The sequence below is a fragment of the Caulobacter sp. GW821-FHT10E02 genome (genome assembly GCF_059415225.1).
The window spans coordinates 1,714,969-1,732,577 of the sequence record NZ_JBWKMV010000001.1 but is presented as its reverse complement, the minus strand read 5'-3'; the positions used below and the strand labels follow the sequence as shown (position 1 = coordinate 1,732,577).

The window sequence follows — 17,609 nt, the reverse complement described above, 5'->3', positions numbered from 1 at the left end:
GAGGGAGGGGCGTTTTTCCTCCCGCGTCCAGGCCAAGGAACTCTCCCATGCTGCCCTGTCGCTTTCCCCCTTATTTGCGTCACGCAGCCCTTGGCCTGGCGGCGCTGCTCGCGAGCCAGTCGCTCGCGGGCGGCGCATCCGCCCAGACCGCACCGCCGGCCTCCAAGGAGAAGGTCCAGATCTTCTTCGACAACGACTTCCTGGGCCCGGGGCAGAGCAACATCCAGTCGCTGATCCCGCTGTTGCGTGACGACCGGGTCAAGCTCTTGGGCATCGGCGTCGTCACCGGTGACGCCTGGTTGAAGGAAGAGGCCGCCCACGCGCTGCGCTTCTTGGAGATCGCCAAGCGTCCCGACGCCATCGTCCACCTGGGCGCGCAGATGCCGCTGATCCGCACCCAGGCCGAGATGGCCAACTGGGAGGCGCGCTACGGCAAGGTGCCGTTCAAGGGCGCCTGGAGCACGCCGCGTCCGGGTCGCACCTATCATCCGCAGGATCCCGACCTGATCCCGCCGATGCCGGAGGGCGAGCCGAAGCTCAAGGCCTCCGACGAGGACGCCGTCCACGCCCTGATCCGCAACGTCCGCGCCCATCCTGGCGAGGTGACGATCGTCAGCGCTGGCCCGTTGACCAACATCGCCCTGGCCCTGCGTATCGCGCCCGACATCGCGACCCTGGCCAAGGAGATCGTCATCGAGCCGGGCAAGCTGGACACCGCCGTGGCGCGGGTGACCGGCAACACCGACTACGCCACCGACTTCAACTTCATCTTCGACCCCGAGGCCGCGCACATCGTGCTGACCGCGCCGTGGAAGAAGATCACCGTCATGGGCAACGTCACCGCCGCCGCCAAGGCCACGCAGGAGGTGGTCGACCGCATCGGCGCGTCGGGTGCGCCGGTGGCGACCTATTTCAAGACCTACGCCCGCATCGGCCAGCCCCTGTGGGACGAGATCACCGTGGCCGTCGCCATCGACCGCTCGCTGGTCACCGAGGAACTGGTGGCGCGGATGGACGTCGACACCTTCGCCGGTCCGTCCTACGGCCAGCCGGTCGTCTGGAAGTCGGACATGGCCCCCAATGCCGGCGAGCGCGAGGTCCACATCGTCCGGGCCATCGACGTGCCGCGCTTCCTCGAGACCTTCGTCGCGCAGGCTTCCAAATGAGCCGGCTGCACAGCTTCCTCGACCGCCGCTTCGCCCTGGACGCGCGCGAGACGACGATCGGCCGCGAGATGATGGCGGGCCTGACCAGCTTCCTGGCGGCCGCCTATCTGATCGTCGTCATTCCGTCGTTGCTGTCGACCGGCGGCATGGACCGGGGCGCAGCCACGACGGCGGCGATCCTGGTCATGGCGATCGGCAGCATCGCCATGGGCGTCTACGCCAACCTGCCGTTCATCGTCGGGCCGGGCATCGGCGGCTCTGTGATCCTGGGCGTGACCCTGGCCCATACCGAGCACGTGCCGTTCGCCACGGGGCTGGCCATCGCCATGACCTCGGGCCTGCTGTTCATGGTCCTGACCCTGACCGGCGCGCGCGAGCTGGTCGTCAAGATGATCCCGCCGCAGATCAAGCTGGGGCTGGGCGCGTCGATCGGCCTGTTCATCGCCATGCTGGGCTGCCGCGACGCCGGCATGGTGGCGGTCAACGCCAAGACCATGGCGCTGAAGCTGGGCGACTTCTCGCAGCCCGGACCGGTGGTGGCCCTGATCGGCCTGGCGGTCGCCCTGGCGCTGCAGGCGCGGAAGATCCCCGGCGCGGTGCTGGCCGGCATCGCCGCCGCCGCCGTGGCGGGCATCCCGTTGGGCCTGACCAAGCTGCCGCCGAGCCTGTTCTCGCTGCCCCACAGCCTCGCGCCGGTCGCGCTGCACGTCGACTTCGTCGGCGCGTTCAGCCTGGCGGCGCTGCCTTACGTCTTCGCCTTCTTCGCCGGGGAGTTCTTCTCGACCCTGGGCACCACCCTGGCCATCGGCGCCAAGGCCGGCCTGACCGACGCCGAGGGCAACCTGCCGGGCATCGAGCGGCCGTTCCTGGTCGACTCCTTCGCCGCCGCCGTCGGGCCGCTGATCGGCATCCCGGCCGGCACCGCCCTGGTCGAGTCCGCCGCCGGCGCCGAGGCGGGCGGTCGCACGGGCCTGACGCCGGTCACCGCGGCGCTGCTGTTCCTGGGCGCGCTGTGCCTGCTGCCGCTGGCTATGGCCATCCCGAAGCAGGCCACCGCGCCGGCCCTGATCCTGATCGGCGTCTCCATGCTGGGCACCATCCGCCATCTGCGCAGCGAGGCGGTCACTGACCTCTTCCCGGCCATGGCCATGGTGCTGCTGACCCTGATCTCCAACAGCTTCGGCACCGGCATCGCCGGTGGCCTGCTGGTCCACGTCATCGTCCAGGTGCTGGCCGGCAAGGCGCGGGAGATCCCGATCGGCCTGTTCATCCTGGCCCTTCCGCTGGGCTACTACTTCTACACGGCCGCCACGCACTGATGACCGACACCACCAGATCCATCGGAGCCGTCCCCGCGACCACGCTGGGACGCCAGACGACCGACGCCCAGCGCGCGGTGTTCCGCGCCATCCCCAAGGTCGAGCTGCACTGCCACCTGCTGGGGTCGGTGCGGCGCGAGACCTTCACCGACATGGTCCGTCGCCGTGGCGCGCCGATCACGCAGGCCGAGATCGCCGCCTTCTACGAGCGGGGCGAGAAGCCGGTGGGCGTGCTGCGCGTGCTGCGGGCGCTGGAACGCCACCTGCTGGTCGAGCCGGACGATTTCCGCCGGATCACCTACGAGTACCTGCAGGACGCGGCGAGCGAAGGCGTGCGCCACGCCGAATTCTTCTGGAACCCGACCGCGACCATCCGCGACACGGGGCTGGCCTATCGCGAGGTCCAGGCCGGAATCCTGGCGGGCATCCGCGAGGCGCGAGCCGACGCGGGTGTCAGCGGTCTGCTGATCCCCAGCATCGACCGCGAGGCGGAGGCCTCCAGCGCGCTGGAGATGGTCGAGCTGATGCTGGGCTGCCGCGATCCAGCCGTGCCGGGGATCGGCATCGACTATCGCGAGAATGATCGCCCGCCGGAGCTTTTCCACGAGGCCTACGCCCTGGCGCGCCGCAATGGCCTCAAGGCCACCGCCCACGCCGGCGAGTTCGGCATGCCCTGGACCAATGTGCAGACGGCCGTCGATCTGCTGAAGGTCGACCGTGTCGACCACGGCTACACCATCGTCGACAATCCGGACCTGGCCCGGCGCTATGCAGAGCGCGGGCTGTTGTTCACCATCGTGCCGACCAACTCCTACTACCTGCGCACGCTGGAGCCGGAGCGTTGGGCGGTCGATCACCCGATCCGCAGGATGTCCGAGCTGGGCCTGAAGCTGCACCCCAACACCGACGACCCGACCCTGCACAACGTCACGCCCGGCGGCGCGTGGGAGTTGATGCACAGCCACCTCGGCTACGACATGCCCGACCTGCGCGCCATGATGCTGAACGGCGTGGACGGCTCCTGGGCCGATGACGACCAGAAGGCCGCCTGGCGCGCCGCGTGGCCGGCCGAGTTCGACGCCCTGGTCGCGACGACGGACTGGCCTGGCCCGGCGGTCTTCCCCCGGTGACCGGGCTGACGGCGGCGATCATTCGTCATAGCCGTGCGGCGGCTAAGGATATCCCCGCCGCGACGCTCGATATGGCCGGGCTCTGCATGCTCGACTGGTTCGGGCTGGCGATCGGCGGGGCCGATGAGCCGGCGACGCGGCTGGTCCGCGAGGTGGCGCTCGCCGAGGGGGCGACCCTGGTCGCGTCGGCGGTTGGCGCGGGCAGGGGGTTTAGCGCCCGACAGGCGGCCCTGATCAACGGCGTGGCCGGTCACGCGCTGGACTACGACGACGTCAACCTGGCCATGCACGTCCATCCGACAACGGTGATCCTGCCTGGCCTGCTGGCCCTGGCCGAGGCCGAGAGACTGTCGGGCCGCGCCGTGATCGAGGCCTTCGTCGTCGGCTACGAGGCCGCCGGCATGATCGGGACCTTGATCAGCGGCAGCCACTATGCGCGCGGCTTCCACGCCACCGGGACGATCGGCGCGTTCGGCGCGGCGGCGGCCTGCGCCTATCTGCTGGGCCTGGACGAGGAGGCTATGGCCCGCGCCTACGGCCTGGCGGGCTCGCAGGCGGCGGGGCTGAAGGCGCAGTTCGGCACCATGACCAAGCCGCTGCACGCGGGCCGCGCGGCCGAGGCGGGCGTGATGTCGGCCCTCTGGGCGCGGGCCGGCGTCAGCGCCAGAACAGACGTCCTCGAACATCCCCGAGGCTTCGCCGCCACCCAGAGCGACGGTCTGCCACCCGGGCCGCTGGTCTGGGACGGCTATGCCTTGGACAAGAACCTCTTCAAGCACCACGCCTCCTGCTTCGGCACGCATGGGACGCTGGAGGCGCTGGGCGCTCTTCGTCGCCAAGGGCTGCGGCCCGAGGCCGTGCGCGGCATCCGCCTGAAGGTCGACGCCGGCGCCGACGCGATGTGCAACATCGCCGCGCCACGGACCGGGCTGGAGGCCAAGTTCAGCCTGCGCTTCAACGCCGCCCTGGCCGTCTGCGGGGCCGACACCTCGGACGTGGCCGCCTATGCCGACGCGGTCGTTCATCGCGCAGAACTGGAGGCGATCCGGGCGATCACGACCGTCGAGCTGGCGCCGGCCGGTTGGCCCGAGGACATTACCGAGGTGACCGTCGAGACACGCGACGGCCGTGTCCTGGTGGCGCGCCACGACGTCTCCGAGCCGTCAGGCGATCTGGGTGTCTTGCGCCAGAAGCTGCGGTCGAAGTTCCTGAACCTGACCGGGCCGCGCGTGGGCTCGCGACGGGCGGAAGACCTTATGGTCCAGCTTGAACGCTTCGCGACGCAGGCCGACCTGATCGCAATGCTGGATGCAACGACCACCGGCTGAGTTGCACGGCGTGGAGCGCCACAATCGATAGGCGCGCTGCCCTGCACGCAATCGGCGCGCGCGGCTTCCAGAATGTCCAATCCCTGAGCGAAATGCGGCAACTTTGCGGCAATCGGAGGTGGAGTCTTCGCATAACGCCGTTATGGTCGTCACATTTATATCTTATACAAATGGGGTGGCTTCATGTCTCGAGTGAGTGTGTTGAAGAGTCTTCGGTGGCGCCTGTTTGCCGGCGCCGCCATCGCGGCGGGTTCGGCCTTGAGTGTCGTGGCCAATCCGGCCGCTGCGGCGGGTCAAACCGGGACGCCGTCGCCGGAAGCGAGCCAGGTCGAAGAGGTGGTCGTCACTGGCTCGCGCATCGTGCGCAACGGCAACGAGGCGCCCACCCCGACCACCGTCCTGTCGTCGGCGGACATCCAGGAGCGCAACCCGACCAACATCGCCGACTACATCACCCAGCTGCCCTCGATGGGCACGGGCAACACGCCACGCACGACGACACTGTTCGCCAACGCCACGGGCGGCGCGAACCAGCTGAGCGCCCGCGACCTGGGCGTCACCCGGACGCTGGTGCTGCTGGACGGCCGCCGCGTGGTGGGCTCGGGCATGTCGCCGGCCGTGGACGTCAACCTGCTGCCGCAGAACCTGGTGCAGCGGGTCGATGTCGTGACGGGCGGCGCCTCGGCCGCCTACGGCTCGGACGCCGTCGCAGGCGTCGTCAACTTCATCCTCGACACCGGCTTCACCGGCCTCAAGGGTGGCGTCAACTTCAGCAAGACCGGCCATGGCGACGGCAAGATCGTCTCGGGCGATCTGGCCTATGGCAGCAAGTTCGCGGGCGGCAAGGGCCACCTTCTGCTGAGCGGGAACTACTACAAGGGCGATCGGATCGATTTCTATGACGATCCGCGCGACTGGTTCCAGCCGGGGCTGCGACTGCTGAACAACCCGAACTGGACGGCCACGAACGGCCAGCCCGGTCAGATCGTCCGCACGGATGCGGGCTACAACAGCACCCCCGGCGGCGTGATCGCGTCCGGTCCCCTGGCGGGCATGGCCTTCGGTCCCGGCGGGACGGTCGGGACCTTCGTCCTGGGCCCCATCCAGCAAGGCCAGGTGCAGGCCGGCGGCAGCATCGAATCCATGCCCATTCGCGGCGCCCTGCTGCCCGACGACGAGCACTGGAGCATCTACGGCCGGGGCAGCTACGAGCTGACCGACAAGATCACCGCCATCTTCGAGGCCAGCTACGCCGGTAACGATACGGTCAACTGGTCGGCGGTCTATAACCGCCAGGGCGCCACGGCGCTGACGATCAACAGGAACAACCCGTTCATCCCGTTGGTGACGCAACAGGCCATGGACCAGGCCGGCGTCAGCTCGTTCCAGATGGCGCGGCTGTTCTACGACATGATCAACAAGCCGGGGACCCACATCGGCGAGGCGGGCTACTACCGTCGTCAGGACCGGGTCCTGGCGGCGCTGGAAGGCCGTTTCGCCGATAGCGGCCGGTGGCGGGCCTACTATCAGCACGGCCACAGCAAGGTCTGGTACACCCGCGACAACAACATCATCCTGGACCGCTTCAACCGGGCGATCGACGTCATCGCCAATCCGGCGGCCGGCGGCGTGGCCGGTGTCGCGGTGGGCGCTCCGGTCTGCCGGTCGACCGTGGCCAATCCCACGAACGGCTGCGTGCCGATGAATGTGTTCGGCGAGGGTTCGCTGGGCGCGGCGTCCATCGCCTGGGTCACGGGCGCGGCCGAGGGGCTGCGGACGCGTCAGGACCTCGACTTCAACCAGGATGTCTGGTCGATCGACGGCCAGTACAGCCCGTTCTCGACCTGGGCCGGGCCGGTCTCGGTCGCCGCGGGCTTCGAGTACCGCAAGGAGGACTTCTCCTCGACGGCCGACGCCTATTCCCTGCAGTCGCTCTGGAACGTCGGCAACTACAAGAACGGCAGCAACGGCTACAACGTCAAGGAAGCCTTCGGCGAAATCCTGGTCCCGCTGCTGAAGGACACCGTCCTGGCCAAGAGCGTCGAGTTCAATGGCGCGATCCGGCGGACCGACTATTCGACCAGCGGCAAGGTGACCACCTGGAAGGCGGGTCTGACCTGGGACATCAATGACGACCTGCGGCTGCGCGGCACCCGTTCGCGGGACATTCGCGCACCCAACCTGAACGATCTGTTCGCGCCCAGCAGCCAGTTCGTGAACGCCTATCTGGACCGCACCCAGGCCGGCAGCCCGCAGGTGCCCAACATCACCCTGAGCGGCGGCAATCCGAACCTGAAGCCGGAAATCGCCGACACCTGGACCGCCGGCGGCGTCTACCAGCCCCACTGGGCGCCCGGCCTCAGCCTGTCGGTGGACTGGTACAAGATCGATATCGCCGACGCGATCACGGCCGTCGGCGCGCAGCAGATCATCGACATGTGCTACGGCTTCAACCGGCCGCAGAACCCGGCGGCCTGCGACTCGATCGTCAAGGCGGCGGGCGCGACCAACCTGGTCAACGCCACCATCTACACCAGCGGTATCAACGCCCAGACCGTGGCCGTCGAAGGGATCGACTACGAGGTGGGCTATCGCGCCAACCTCGATCGGTTCAGCGACAAGCTGCCCGGCGCCGTCAACCTGCGCCTGCTGGTCTCCCAGCGGCTCAAGGACGAGACCATCCTGCCGGGCGACGTCGCGCCGCCGACCTTGGGCACCTTCGCCAGCCTGAAGTGGCGCGGCATGCTGACGGCGACCTATGTCGTCGGCGCCAGCCGCACGACCGTGACCACGCGCTACCTGGGCAAGGGCCGGATCACCAACCAGCCCGAGACCAGCCGCACCGGCATCCCCGAAGCCTATAACCACGTGGACCCGGTCTGGTACGTCGAGCTCGCCGAGAACTACGACGTGACCGTCGCTGGCCGTCGGATCACCCTGTTCGCGGCGGTGGAGAACCTGTTCGACCGCGATCCCGAACCGATCCCCAGCAGCGGCACGTCCTTCGGCACGAGCGCGCCCTACGACCTGCTGGGCCGCACCTTCCGCGGCGGGATGCGCTTCAAGTTTTAAGGCACCGGACAGCCATCAAGGCCAAAAAGAACCCGCGCAGGCCTGGCCTGCGCGGGTTCGACTTTTCCGGCGAGCGCCTAGCGGCGCGGGGCGCGTCCGCCGAAGGTGACGATGCTGTCGGCGCCGCTGGACGACAGGGCCGACACGCCGAAGAAGGTGTCGTCGACGTTCATGCCCTTGAGCACGGTCTCGGTCGCATCGGCCGGAACGTCCCGATGGTCGGTCCAGTCCTGCTTGTCATTGCGACGCCAGACGACCCTGTAGCCCGTCGCGCCGGGCACGGCGGTCCAGGACACGGTCGTGTCGCTGCCCAGGGCGCCGCGCAGCAGCACCTGATCGGGCGCCGCCGGCGCGGCCGCCAGGCGGGCGAGGGTCGCCACATTGATCGCCGTCACCTTGGCCAGGTACGGGAAGTCCATCTTATCGACCGTGTCGCCATACTCGACGCCCTTGTCGGTGCGCAGGTCCTGGTGCTGCTGGTTGTAGTTCTCGATCCCGACCGAGAAACGAACGGCGGGATAGCCCAGCTTGAGGAATGGCTCATGGTCGCCGCCGCGGCCGAAGCGGTCCGGGCGCCTGTCTACGAACACGTCCAGGCCGCCTTTGATGCCCTCGCCGACATGGTCGATGGCCTTGGCCAGCGCGCGGCTGGGACCGTCGTCCTCGCCGCCGTTGCCCCGGCGCACGAGTTGTTCGGGAACGTCTTCGACCGCCCGGATCCCCTCGGAGAACACCCGCACTCGGTCGGCGACGCGCGTCCCGTTCTGGCCGACCGTGTTGCCGACGATGTCGTTGTTCAGCACGGCGGTGACCTTCCAGCCGCGTTCCTTGGCCGTGTCGGCCAGGAGGGTGCCGCCCATCAGGCCTTGTTCCTCGCCCGACAGCGCCGCGTAGATGATCGTGGCGTCGAACTTCTTGCCCGACAGCAGTCGCGCGGCTTCCAGCACCAGCGCCACGCCCGAGGCGTCGTCGTTGGCGCCCGGCGCGTCGCTGGTGAAGTTCATGACGTCGGTCACGCGGCTGTCGATATGGCCCTGCACGATCACCACGCGGTTCGGATCGCGGCCTGGCTGGATGGCCAGGACGTCCACCACGTTCACGCCCTTGGGCGCGCGGTCGTTGGTGAACACGCGCTCGATGGTGGAGACCTGCAGGCATCCGCCGCAGCGCTCGCCGATCCGCTTCATCTCGTCCGCATACCAGCGCCGCGCCGCGCCGATCCCGCGCGTTGGATGGTCGGGGTCGGACAGCGTGTGCCGCGTCCCGAAACTGACCAGCTTGGTGACGTCAGCCTTGAGCCGGGCCGGGTCGGGGTTGGTTTGGGCTAAAGCGGCCGTGGGCAGCAACAACGCCGCCAGGACCATTGACGATACTCGCACGATTTCCCCTCACTTTTTTCTGAACCGGTCTGACCGTTCCAAGGCAGCATCGACCAAGGCGCCATGGTCACGCAACCAGTGGTTCGATCGCCATGGGAAGACGTCCCGGATCACGCCGGCAACGCCCAAATTTCGCTCTGACGCGGAGCATGGCGATCATCCCCAAGCGCTTCGCTATCGGCCACGCATTGGCGCTCAGGCGCAATGCATCAATGGCGGGAAAATTGAATTGACACAATTATAGAGAGTATGGATTTCTCCCAGGACGCATTGACCTCGGGGAGGGCGCGATGAGCGACAAGAATCCACCAATTCCGCCGTGCTTCGATTGTGGCGACGACCCGATCAATCGCCTGATCGAGATGTTCGTCGACATCGCCCAGAAGAAGCGGATTCGCCTGGGCCAGACCCCGGCCGAACGCCCGGTGTTCCGCAAGTTGCACGGCGCGGCCCATGGCCGGCTGGAGATGGTCAAGGACATCCCGGCCGACCTCAAGGTCGGGGTCTTCGCCCACGACAGCCTGACCGCCTGGATGCGCTTTTCCAGCGACACCTCGCCGACCTCGCCCGACCTGCAGTCGACGGTCGGCATCGGGCTGAAGGTGTTCGGCGTGCCGGGCGAGAAGGCCTATGGCGGGGTCGGCGACACTGCCGATTTCATCATGCAGAACTACCCGGTGTTCTTCGTCGATAACGCGACGGAGATGTGCGAATTCACCTATGCCGGGGTCGTCCAGGGCGACTACCCGACCTACTTGGCGCACCACCCGAAGACCAACCACATCCTCAACGAGATGGCCAAGGTCGAGGGCAGCGTCCTGACCACCACCTACTGGGGAATCCTGCCGTTCGGCGCGGGCCAGAAGCAGGCGGTCAAGTACCGGCTGGACCCCGAGACTCCGCCCGAGAACGTCGCCAACGACGCGCCGGACTACCTGGCCACCGACATGGCCGGCCGCCTGCTGAAGCGCGAATACCGCTTCAAGTTCATGGTCCAGCGCCGCACCAATCCGGCGACCATGCCGCTGGACGAGGCGACGGTCGAATGGCCCGAGGCCGAGAGCCCGTTCATCCACGTCGCGACCCTGGTCATCCCGCGCCAGGACGTCGACGATCGGGGCCAGTCCGCCTACGGCCAGTCGCTGGCCTTCAACATCTTCCGCGTGCCGCCCGAGCAGGCCCCGGTTCCAGAGTCCTCGATCGCCGCCGTGCGCAAGGCCGTCTACGCCGCCAGCGCCAATACCCGCCACGAGGCCAACGGCCAGCCGCTGCGCGATCCAGCGGAGCCCCGAACGCCGCACCTGGCGCCGGACACCCCGCCCGACACCTGCGTGGTCAAGGCCGCCATCTATCCGCCGATCGGCATCGCCCGCGTCGGCAACAGCCCGGACGAATGGTATCTCGGCCCGGAAACCCCCGATCCCGAACCGCTGCCGAAGGGCGCCTATCGCGATAAGCACGGCCGCTTGAAGCGTCAGGCCGCCCGCTTCCGCGTCTATGGCGTCAACGCCAAGGGCGACATCGTCCGTGAGCTGACGGGCAAGCACGATGACGTCCAGATCGACTGGTCGGTCCAGCTCGCCAATACCAAGTCGGCCTGGTACGGCTTCCAACTGGCCCTGGACATCCCCGAGGCCGCCTCGGCTCCGCCGACCGTGCTGCGCAACGCCGCCATCGCCGACCGCGCCGGCCTGGCCATCACCCCGAAGGCGCGCCACGTCGCCGGGCGCGACGCCAAGTCCAAGGCCTTCGACGACGGCGAGTTCATGGGCGACAAGGTCTATCTGGGCGAGGTCTCGACCGACGCCGAGCAGCGCCTGATCGTGCTGGGCGGCCACGGCAAGTCGGCCTCGTGCGACGGCAGCTGGGCCATCACCTTCGCCAACAACGAAGGCTGGTACGACGATATCTCCGACGGCCCGGTCGCGGCCAAGGTCACGCTGAACGGCACGCCGCTGGAAGTGGTCCCGGCCTGGGTCGTGGTCGCCCCGCCCAACTACGGCCCGCAGCGCAAGTCGGTGCGGACCATGTGGGACCTGATGCGCGACGTAGCCATCAAGGCCGGCACCCTGGCCGCGCCCAAGCGCCCGTCCTTCACCCACGACATCCTGCCGATCTTCGAGCGGATGGCTGGGCTGCAGTGGGTCAATGCGGGCTTCGCGGCCGGCTTCGGCTGGAAGGGCGCGTTCGACTTCTCGACGCCGGAAGGCATCGCCAAGTTGGCTGACGCAGGCCCGGCCAATCAGGAGATCCGCCGGGTCCTGTCGAACTCGTTCAGGCGGTTCGCGATCGACTCCTGGGCCCCGACGCCCTGGCCGTGGCTGTACGGCGACGCCATGGCCATCCCGGCCGCCCCCACGCCGCGCCAGAACGCGGCGCTCAGCGACTGCCAGCTCTCCATGCTGGACCAGTGGGCGAGGGGGGATTTCGATGCCGACTACGATCCCGAGCGCATTCCGCCGACCTCGATCGACCAGGTTCCCCTGGCCGAACAGGGCGACGTGCTGACCCGGGCGGCGCTCGACTTCTGCCTGGCCGACGCCTTCCATCCCGGCTGCGAGATGACCTGGCCGGTGCGGACCTCGACCATGTACATGGCGCCGTTCCGCTTCGCCCACGTCCTGCCAGACTGGGTGGCACCGAACCTGGGTGAGGTGCTGACCAGCGACGGCATGACCATCCCCAACGGCCCGCTGTACGGCCAGATTCCCGGCGGCATCACGCGCTGGATGGCCGTGCCGTGGCAGACCGACAGCGCCAGCTGCCGGTCGGGCTACGACACCGCCTACGACCCCTATGTGCCCGCCTTCTGGCCCGCCCGCGTGCCCGACCAGGTGCTGACCGAGGAGAACTACGAGATCGTCATGGACAAGAAGCGGCCGCTGTCCGAGCGACGGGCCGCCTTCGCCAATCGCGCCGCCTGGATCGATCCGCTGGGCACGACCAGCTACACCGACCAGATCAACAACATGATCGAGCACTTCGATCATCTGGGCGTGGTCGAGGTTCGCGAAGGTCCAAAGGACACCGACGCCTTCCCGGCGGTGATCGAGGTCGAGGATCGGCGCAAGACCATCCACGACGTCATCCCCAAGAGCGGCAAGGGTCCGCGCAGCCTGAAGTCGCCCGCCCACCAGGGCGCGACCCATGCCGGCTCGCCAGGCACCAACCGCCAGGTCGACATCTCGGGCATCGACAAGTTCCGCCGCTTCCCGCTGGGTCTGCCGGTCCAGTTCAAATAGGTGGAGACCTTCGACGTCGTCGTCATCGGGGCAGGGCCGGCCGGGGCCACGGCGGCGCTCAACCTGGCCCCTTTCCGGCGGGTGTTGCTGGTCGATCGGTGGGCCACGCCACAGCCGCGGATCGGGGAGTCCTTGCCCGGGGCGGCCCGTCGGTTGTTGTCGGACATGGGCCTGTGGGAAGGCTTCCTGGCCGACGACCACGCGCCACGTCACCTGCATCGAGGCGCGTGGGGCGATGACGAGGCCGTCGAGCGCCATACGCTGGCCGATCCCGACGGTCACGGCTGGCGCCTGGATCGCGTCCGGTTCGAGCGACGGCTGCGCGCTACGGCCGTCGCCCGGGGCGCGACCCTGATGGCACCCGCCATCCCGGCGGGATTGACGCGCGAGGACGGTGGCTGGCGCCTGCGCCTTCAAGTGGAAGGCGCGGTCCACGAGGTCACGGCTTCGCTGGTGATCGACGCCAGCGGTCGGGGCTCCCGGCTGATGAGCGGCCATGGCGCTCGGCGCGTGGTCGACGACCGCCTGGTCTGTGCGTGGCTGCGCGCCCAAACCGACCTGCCGGAAGGCGTCACCCAGATCGAGGCCGCCGCCGACGGCTGGTGGTACGCCACGCCGCTGCCCAAGGGCGAGGCGCTGCTGGCCTTCCACACGGACGCCGACCTGCCGGCCGCACGGCGGGGCCGCGACCCCATGGCTCTGCTCGCCGCGGGACGAGCGCTGCCTATGCTGGGGTCGCTGTTGACCGCATCCGCGTGGGAGAGCGCGACGGCGGGATATTGCGCGGCGCACGGGGCGAGCCTCTCGCCACCCGTCGGTCAGGACTGGATCGCGGTCGGCGATGCGGCGCTCGCCTTCGATCCGCTCTCCTCGCAGGGTCTCTTCAACGCGCTCTATACGGGTCTTGCCGGGGCCGAGACCGCCGACCGTCTTCTGTCGGGCGACGACGCGGCGACCGAGGAGTATGCCGAAGAGCTTGGGCGCGTGCGGCAGGCCTATCGCCACCATCTGGACGCCTGGTACGGCATGGAGCGTCGCTGGCTCGACAACACATTCTGGCGTCGTCGCCTGACGCCTGCGTCCGCGGAGCGTCGGCGCGTTCCTGGCGAGGCCGCGCTTGCGGGGTCGCTCTAGGCGAGCGCCGGATAGCCTTGTCGAATGGCGAGGTCCTCGAGATATCCGGCGGCGCGATAGTGCGTCAGCGGCAGAACGTTGACGCCGTCCAGCAGCAGGACACGGCGGACATCGCGTAGGGCAGGGTCAGCCATGACGTCCTCCAGCGCCGAGCCCAGCGCCCTGTAGACGGCGCGCGGAAGGTTCTCCGCGGCGATCAGGGGCAGGCCGGGCGTCCGGCTGGTCCAGGCCAGGACGCGCAGGCCCTTGGTCAGGTCGGGCCGGTGGCGGCGCAGATGGGCCCAGGTCACGCAATCGATCGCCGCGACATCCGCCGCGCCTTCGGCCAGGGCCTGGGCGCTGCCCACGTGCGCGCCCGTGATCAGGATCGAGCTGAAGAACGGCCGGCCCTTGGCCAGGGGCGCGATCTCCGCGCGCAGCAGGTTCATGCCGGTGTTGGAGTCTCGCGAATTGATTGCGCACCGCTGGCCACGGGTGTCGAGCAGGCTTTGAGCCTTGTCGCCAGCGCGGACGACGACGACGCTGCGATGGAACGGGCCATCGCAGCCCTGGGCGGCGTAGCGGGGCGTGGCGATGAGCCTGACCAGGCCGTGCAGGCTCTTGCCCAGGGGATAGCCGCAGGTCTGGGCCAGCAGCAGGCGCGGATGGCGCCAGAGGTCATCGAGCGGCAGTTCGCGATCCAGGGTGAGGGGCGCGGGCGTTCCGCTGGCGGCCAAGCGAACGCGCAGACCGTTCCACAGGGCGTCGTTGGCCGCCTGCAGCTCAGGCAGGTCGTACATCGGGAGAGAGGCGACATAGCTCATCGCGCGCGCTCCAGCGCCTGGGCGTGTTCCAGTTCGTCGTGCGGCCGCCATAGGTAACGACGGAAGACCTCGGCATAGCCGTCATAGACGAGGCCGCCGTTGCTCGCGAGCAGGCGGGCGCGCTGCTGGGCGTGATAGGCGGGCAGGCGGTGCCACGCCAGGCCGGGCCGCTCGTGATGGGCAACGTGCAGGTTGTTGTTGAGGAACAGCAGTCCCAGCACCGGCGCGTTCTCGACGATGGCGATGCGACGCGCCGGGTCGTCATGGGCCCTGTGCTCGGCGAAGGATCGGATGAGGCCCAGCGCCACACCCGGATAGACGAAGCACAGAAGGTAGCGGCCAAGGCTCATGCCGCAGATCGCCACCAGCCAGGCCACGAGACTAGCGACCAGCGCGCTGTGCAGGACCCAGATAGCGCGCCGCCCCTGCTGTCCAGTCCAGACCAGGCGGGCTTCGTTGGCCAGGAAAACGCCGATCTCGACGAACGGGCCAAGCAGGAGACGTCCGGCGAGCGGCGCGACAGCTCGCGCTAGGACGCGGTGCAGCGGTCCCGCCGTGTCGGACAGATACCGCGCTTCAGGGTCGCTCTCCGGCGCTGTCAGGTCGTGGGTCGCGTGGTGGGTCAGGTGCGAGCGGCGATAGGCCTCGAAGGGCAGCCACAGGGAGAGCGGGATCGAGGCCAGCGCCGCGTTCACGCGAGCCGAGCGCGTCGGGTGGCCGTGGATGGCCTCGTGCTGATAGCTGCCGTGCCAAGCGATGATCCAGCCGCCACTAAGCGCGAACACTGCTGTCGGGAGCCGCGCGTGGAAATAGGTCAGGCCCAGCCAGCCGACGTGGATCGCCAACCAGACCAGTATGGTCGGCCATTCGAGGCTGCGCAGCGACCGGAAAAGCGAAAACGGCGCGGCCGCCATGCGATCCACCATGCCTAGAGGAAGGCGTCTCCGGCGCGACGGGCAGGCCGCGCCGGAGACGTCGCGCAGGACTTCCCATCCGCGCGAGAGTTTGGCGGCGCTGAAAGGGAGGAGGCGCCACTGATAAAATCCTATCTATTGACTAGGAATTTGGTCGAGGCAGATTTTCTACAGGCGCATACAGCCCGCCGTGTCAGTCTCGGCGTCATCTTCTCGTGCTCTAAGGCTGGCGTTCCGCCGCCGCGCGCGTTAGCAGACCGCCCCATGATCCGCCTCGACAATATCTCCAAGCAAAACGGCCACCAGCTCCTGTTCATCGAAGCTTCGATGGGCGTCCAGAAGGGGGAGAAGGCCGGGCTTGTCGGCCCCAACGGCGCCGGCAAGACGACGCTGTTCCGCATGATCACCGGCCAGGAGCAGCCCGACGACGGGCTGGTCGTGATCGATCCTGGCATGAAGATCGGCTATTTCAGCCAGGACGTCGGCGAGATGTCGGGCCAGAGCGCGGTCGCCGCGGTGATGGACGGCGTCGGTCCCGTCAGCGCCCTGGCCGCCGAGATGGCCACGCTGGAAGCGGCCATGGTCGATCCGGACCAGGCCGACCAGCTCGACACCATCATGGAGCGCTATGGCGAGGTGCTGGAGCGCTTCCAGGAACTGGACGGCTACGCGCTGGAAGCGCGGGCGCGCGAGGTGCTGGCGGGCTTGAGCTTCAGCCAGGAACGCATGGACGGCGATGTCGGCATGCTGTCCGGCGGCTGGAAGATGCGCGTGGCCCTGGCCCGCATCCTGCTGATGCGGCCCGACGGCATGCTGCTGGACGAACCCTCCAACCACTTGGATCTGGAAAGCCTGATCTGGCTGGAGGCGTTCCTCAAGAACTACGACGGCGCCCTGTTGATGACGTCGCACGACCGCGCCTTCATGAACCGCATCATCGGCAAGGTGGTCGAGATCGACGGCGGCCAGCTGATCACCTATTCGGGCGATCTGGACTTCTACGACCAGCAGCGCGCGCTGGGCGAGGCCCAACGTCAGGCGCAGTACGAGCGCCAGCAGGCCATGCTGGCCAAGGAAATCAAGTTCATCGAGAAGTTCAAGGCGCGCGCCTCGCACGCCGCCCAGGTGCAGAGCCGCGTCAAGAAGCTCGACAAGATCGACCGCGTCGAGGCCCCGCGCCGCCGCCAGGCGGTGCAGTTCGAGTTCCAGACCCCGGCGCGGTCGGGCGAGGACGTGATCAGCCTGCGCAATGTCCACAAGGGCTATGGCGACAAGCCGATCTATGACGGCCTGGACTTCCTGGTGCGCCGCAAGGAACGCTGGTGCGTGCTGGGCGCCAACGGCGCGGGCAAGTCGACGTTGCTGAAACTGGTGGCCGGCGACACCAAGCCCGACCAGGGCGCGGTCCACATCGGCGCCAGCGTGAAGATGGGCTATTTCGCCCAGCACTCCATGGACCTGCTGGAAGGCGAAGAGACGATCTTCGAGTCCCTGGAGCGCTCGTTCCCGCAGGCCGGGCAGGGCGCGCTGCGCACCCTGGCGGGCTGCTTCGGCTTCTCCGGCGACGATGTCGAAAAGCCCTGCCGTGTCCTGTCCGGAGGCGAGAAGGCGCGTCTGGTCATGGCCAAGATGCTGTTCGATCCGCCGAACCTGCTGGTGCTCGACGAGCCGACCAACCACTTGGACATGGCGACCAAGGAGATGCTGGTCGCGGCGCTGGCGGACTTCGAGGGCACCATGCTCTTCGTCTCGCACGATCGCCACTTCCTGGGCGCTTTGAGCAACCGCGTGCTGGAGCTGACGCCCGAGGGCGTCCACCAGTACGGCGGCGGCTACACGGAATATGTCGCCCGCACGGGCCAGGAAGCGCCGGGCCTGCATCCGGGCGGGTAGGGGGCTGGGCCTCGCCGTTTCATTGGTCTGACCTCTTGACTGGCAACCCGTTGAGGGGCAGTCATGGGAACGTTCACTTAGTGCGAACGGCATGCACTCCGAACACTCCTCCCTAGCGCCTGCGCCGCTTCCCCGGCGCAGGCGTTTTTCTTTGCCCATTTGGGATTGCTTTGCCGGGGTCAGCGCCGAGAGGCCTAAAGCCTCTGATCACGCCCGGCGTGGTGAGCGA

Annotated in this window: 11 protein-coding genes; 8 read left to right on the top strand and 3 right to left on the bottom strand. The window is 68.3% G+C overall.

Annotated elements, in window-relative coordinates; genetic code table 11:
• The first annotated feature begins 47 nt into the window (after nucleotides 1–47).
• The 5 genes from AC07NI_RS07610 to AC07NI_RS07590 all read left to right on the top strand — a co-directional run bounded on the left by AC07NI_RS07610 (nucleotide 48) and on the right by AC07NI_RS07590 (nucleotide 8,015).
• Nucleotides 48–1,166 (top strand): nucleoside hydrolase, encoded by a 1,119-nt coding sequence (locus tag AC07NI_RS07610; RefSeq protein ID WP_494617536.1) that lies wholly within the window; start codon nucleotides 48–50, stop codon nucleotides 1,164–1,166.
• Entirely contained in the window at nucleotides 1,163–2,485 is a 1,323-nt protein-coding gene (locus AC07NI_RS07605) for an NCS2 family permease (RefSeq protein WP_494617534.1), read from the top strand. The genes AC07NI_RS07610 and AC07NI_RS07605 overlap by 4 nt, the downstream gene beginning before the upstream one ends.
• Complete coding sequence (gene add / locus AC07NI_RS07600; RefSeq protein ID WP_494617530.1) at nucleotides 2,485–3,615, top strand: adenosine deaminase; 1,131 nt, start codon at nucleotides 2,485–2,487, stop codon at nucleotides 3,613–3,615. The genes AC07NI_RS07605 and add overlap by 1 nt, the downstream gene beginning before the upstream one ends.
• Nucleotides 3,546–4,943: an MmgE/PrpD family protein gene (locus AC07NI_RS07595; RefSeq protein ID WP_494617528.1), complete on the top strand. Its 1,398-nt coding sequence runs from the start codon at nucleotides 3,546–3,548 to the stop codon at nucleotides 4,941–4,943. The genes add and AC07NI_RS07595 overlap by 70 nt, the downstream gene beginning before the upstream one ends.
• A 201-nt stretch (nucleotides 4,944–5,144) precedes the next feature.
• Nucleotides 5,145–8,015 (top strand): TonB-dependent receptor plug domain-containing protein, encoded by a 2,871-nt coding sequence (locus AC07NI_RS07590; RefSeq protein WP_494617523.1) that lies wholly within the window; start codon nucleotides 5,145–5,147, stop codon nucleotides 8,013–8,015.
• 77 nt (nucleotides 8,016–8,092) lie between these two features.
• Here the strand turns inward: AC07NI_RS07590 and AC07NI_RS07585 are convergent, their stop codons facing one another.
• Nucleotides 8,093–9,394 carry a M28 family metallopeptidase gene (locus AC07NI_RS07585; RefSeq protein WP_494617520.1) on the bottom strand — a complete coding sequence of 434 codons (1,302 nt, stop codon included), beginning with the start codon at nucleotides 9,392–9,394 and terminating at the stop codon, nucleotides 8,093–8,095.
• A gap of 290 nt (nucleotides 9,395–9,684) precedes the next feature.
• Here AC07NI_RS07585 and AC07NI_RS07580 point away from each other — a divergent pair, with 290 nt between their 5' ends.
• The gene (locus AC07NI_RS07580) at nucleotides 9,685–12,636 is read left to right on the top strand and encodes a LodA/GoxA family CTQ-dependent oxidase (protein WP_494617516.1); all 2,952 of its coding nucleotides are present in this window, start codon (nucleotides 9,685–9,687) and stop codon (nucleotides 12,634–12,636) included.
• On the top strand, nucleotides 12,637–13,770 hold the full coding sequence (locus tag AC07NI_RS07575) for a tryptophan 7-halogenase (RefSeq protein WP_494617514.1): 1,134 nt from the start codon (nucleotides 12,637–12,639) through the stop codon (nucleotides 13,768–13,770).
• Here the strand turns inward: AC07NI_RS07575 and AC07NI_RS07570 are convergent.
• The gene (locus AC07NI_RS07570) at nucleotides 13,767–14,573 is read right to left on the bottom strand and encodes a phosphate/phosphite/phosphonate ABC transporter substrate-binding protein (RefSeq protein WP_494617511.1); all 807 of its coding nucleotides are present in this window, start codon (nucleotides 14,571–14,573) and stop codon (nucleotides 13,767–13,769) included. The two genes, AC07NI_RS07575 and AC07NI_RS07570, sit on opposite strands and share 4 nt — an antisense overlap.
• The gene (locus AC07NI_RS07565) at nucleotides 14,570–15,499 is read right to left on the bottom strand and encodes a fatty acid desaturase (protein WP_494617508.1); all 930 of its coding nucleotides are present in this window, start codon (nucleotides 15,497–15,499) and stop codon (nucleotides 14,570–14,572) included. Before AC07NI_RS07565 ends, AC07NI_RS07570 begins: the two co-directional genes overlap by 4 nt.
• A 252-nt stretch (nucleotides 15,500–15,751) precedes the next feature.
• Between AC07NI_RS07565 and AC07NI_RS07560 the strand changes: the two genes are divergently transcribed.
• A complete protein-coding gene (locus tag AC07NI_RS07560; protein ID WP_494617506.1) occupies nucleotides 15,752–17,380 on the top strand; it encodes an ABC-F family ATP-binding cassette domain-containing protein in 1,629 nt (542 codons plus the stop codon).
• The last annotated feature ends 229 nt before the right edge of the window (nucleotides 17,381–17,609 follow it).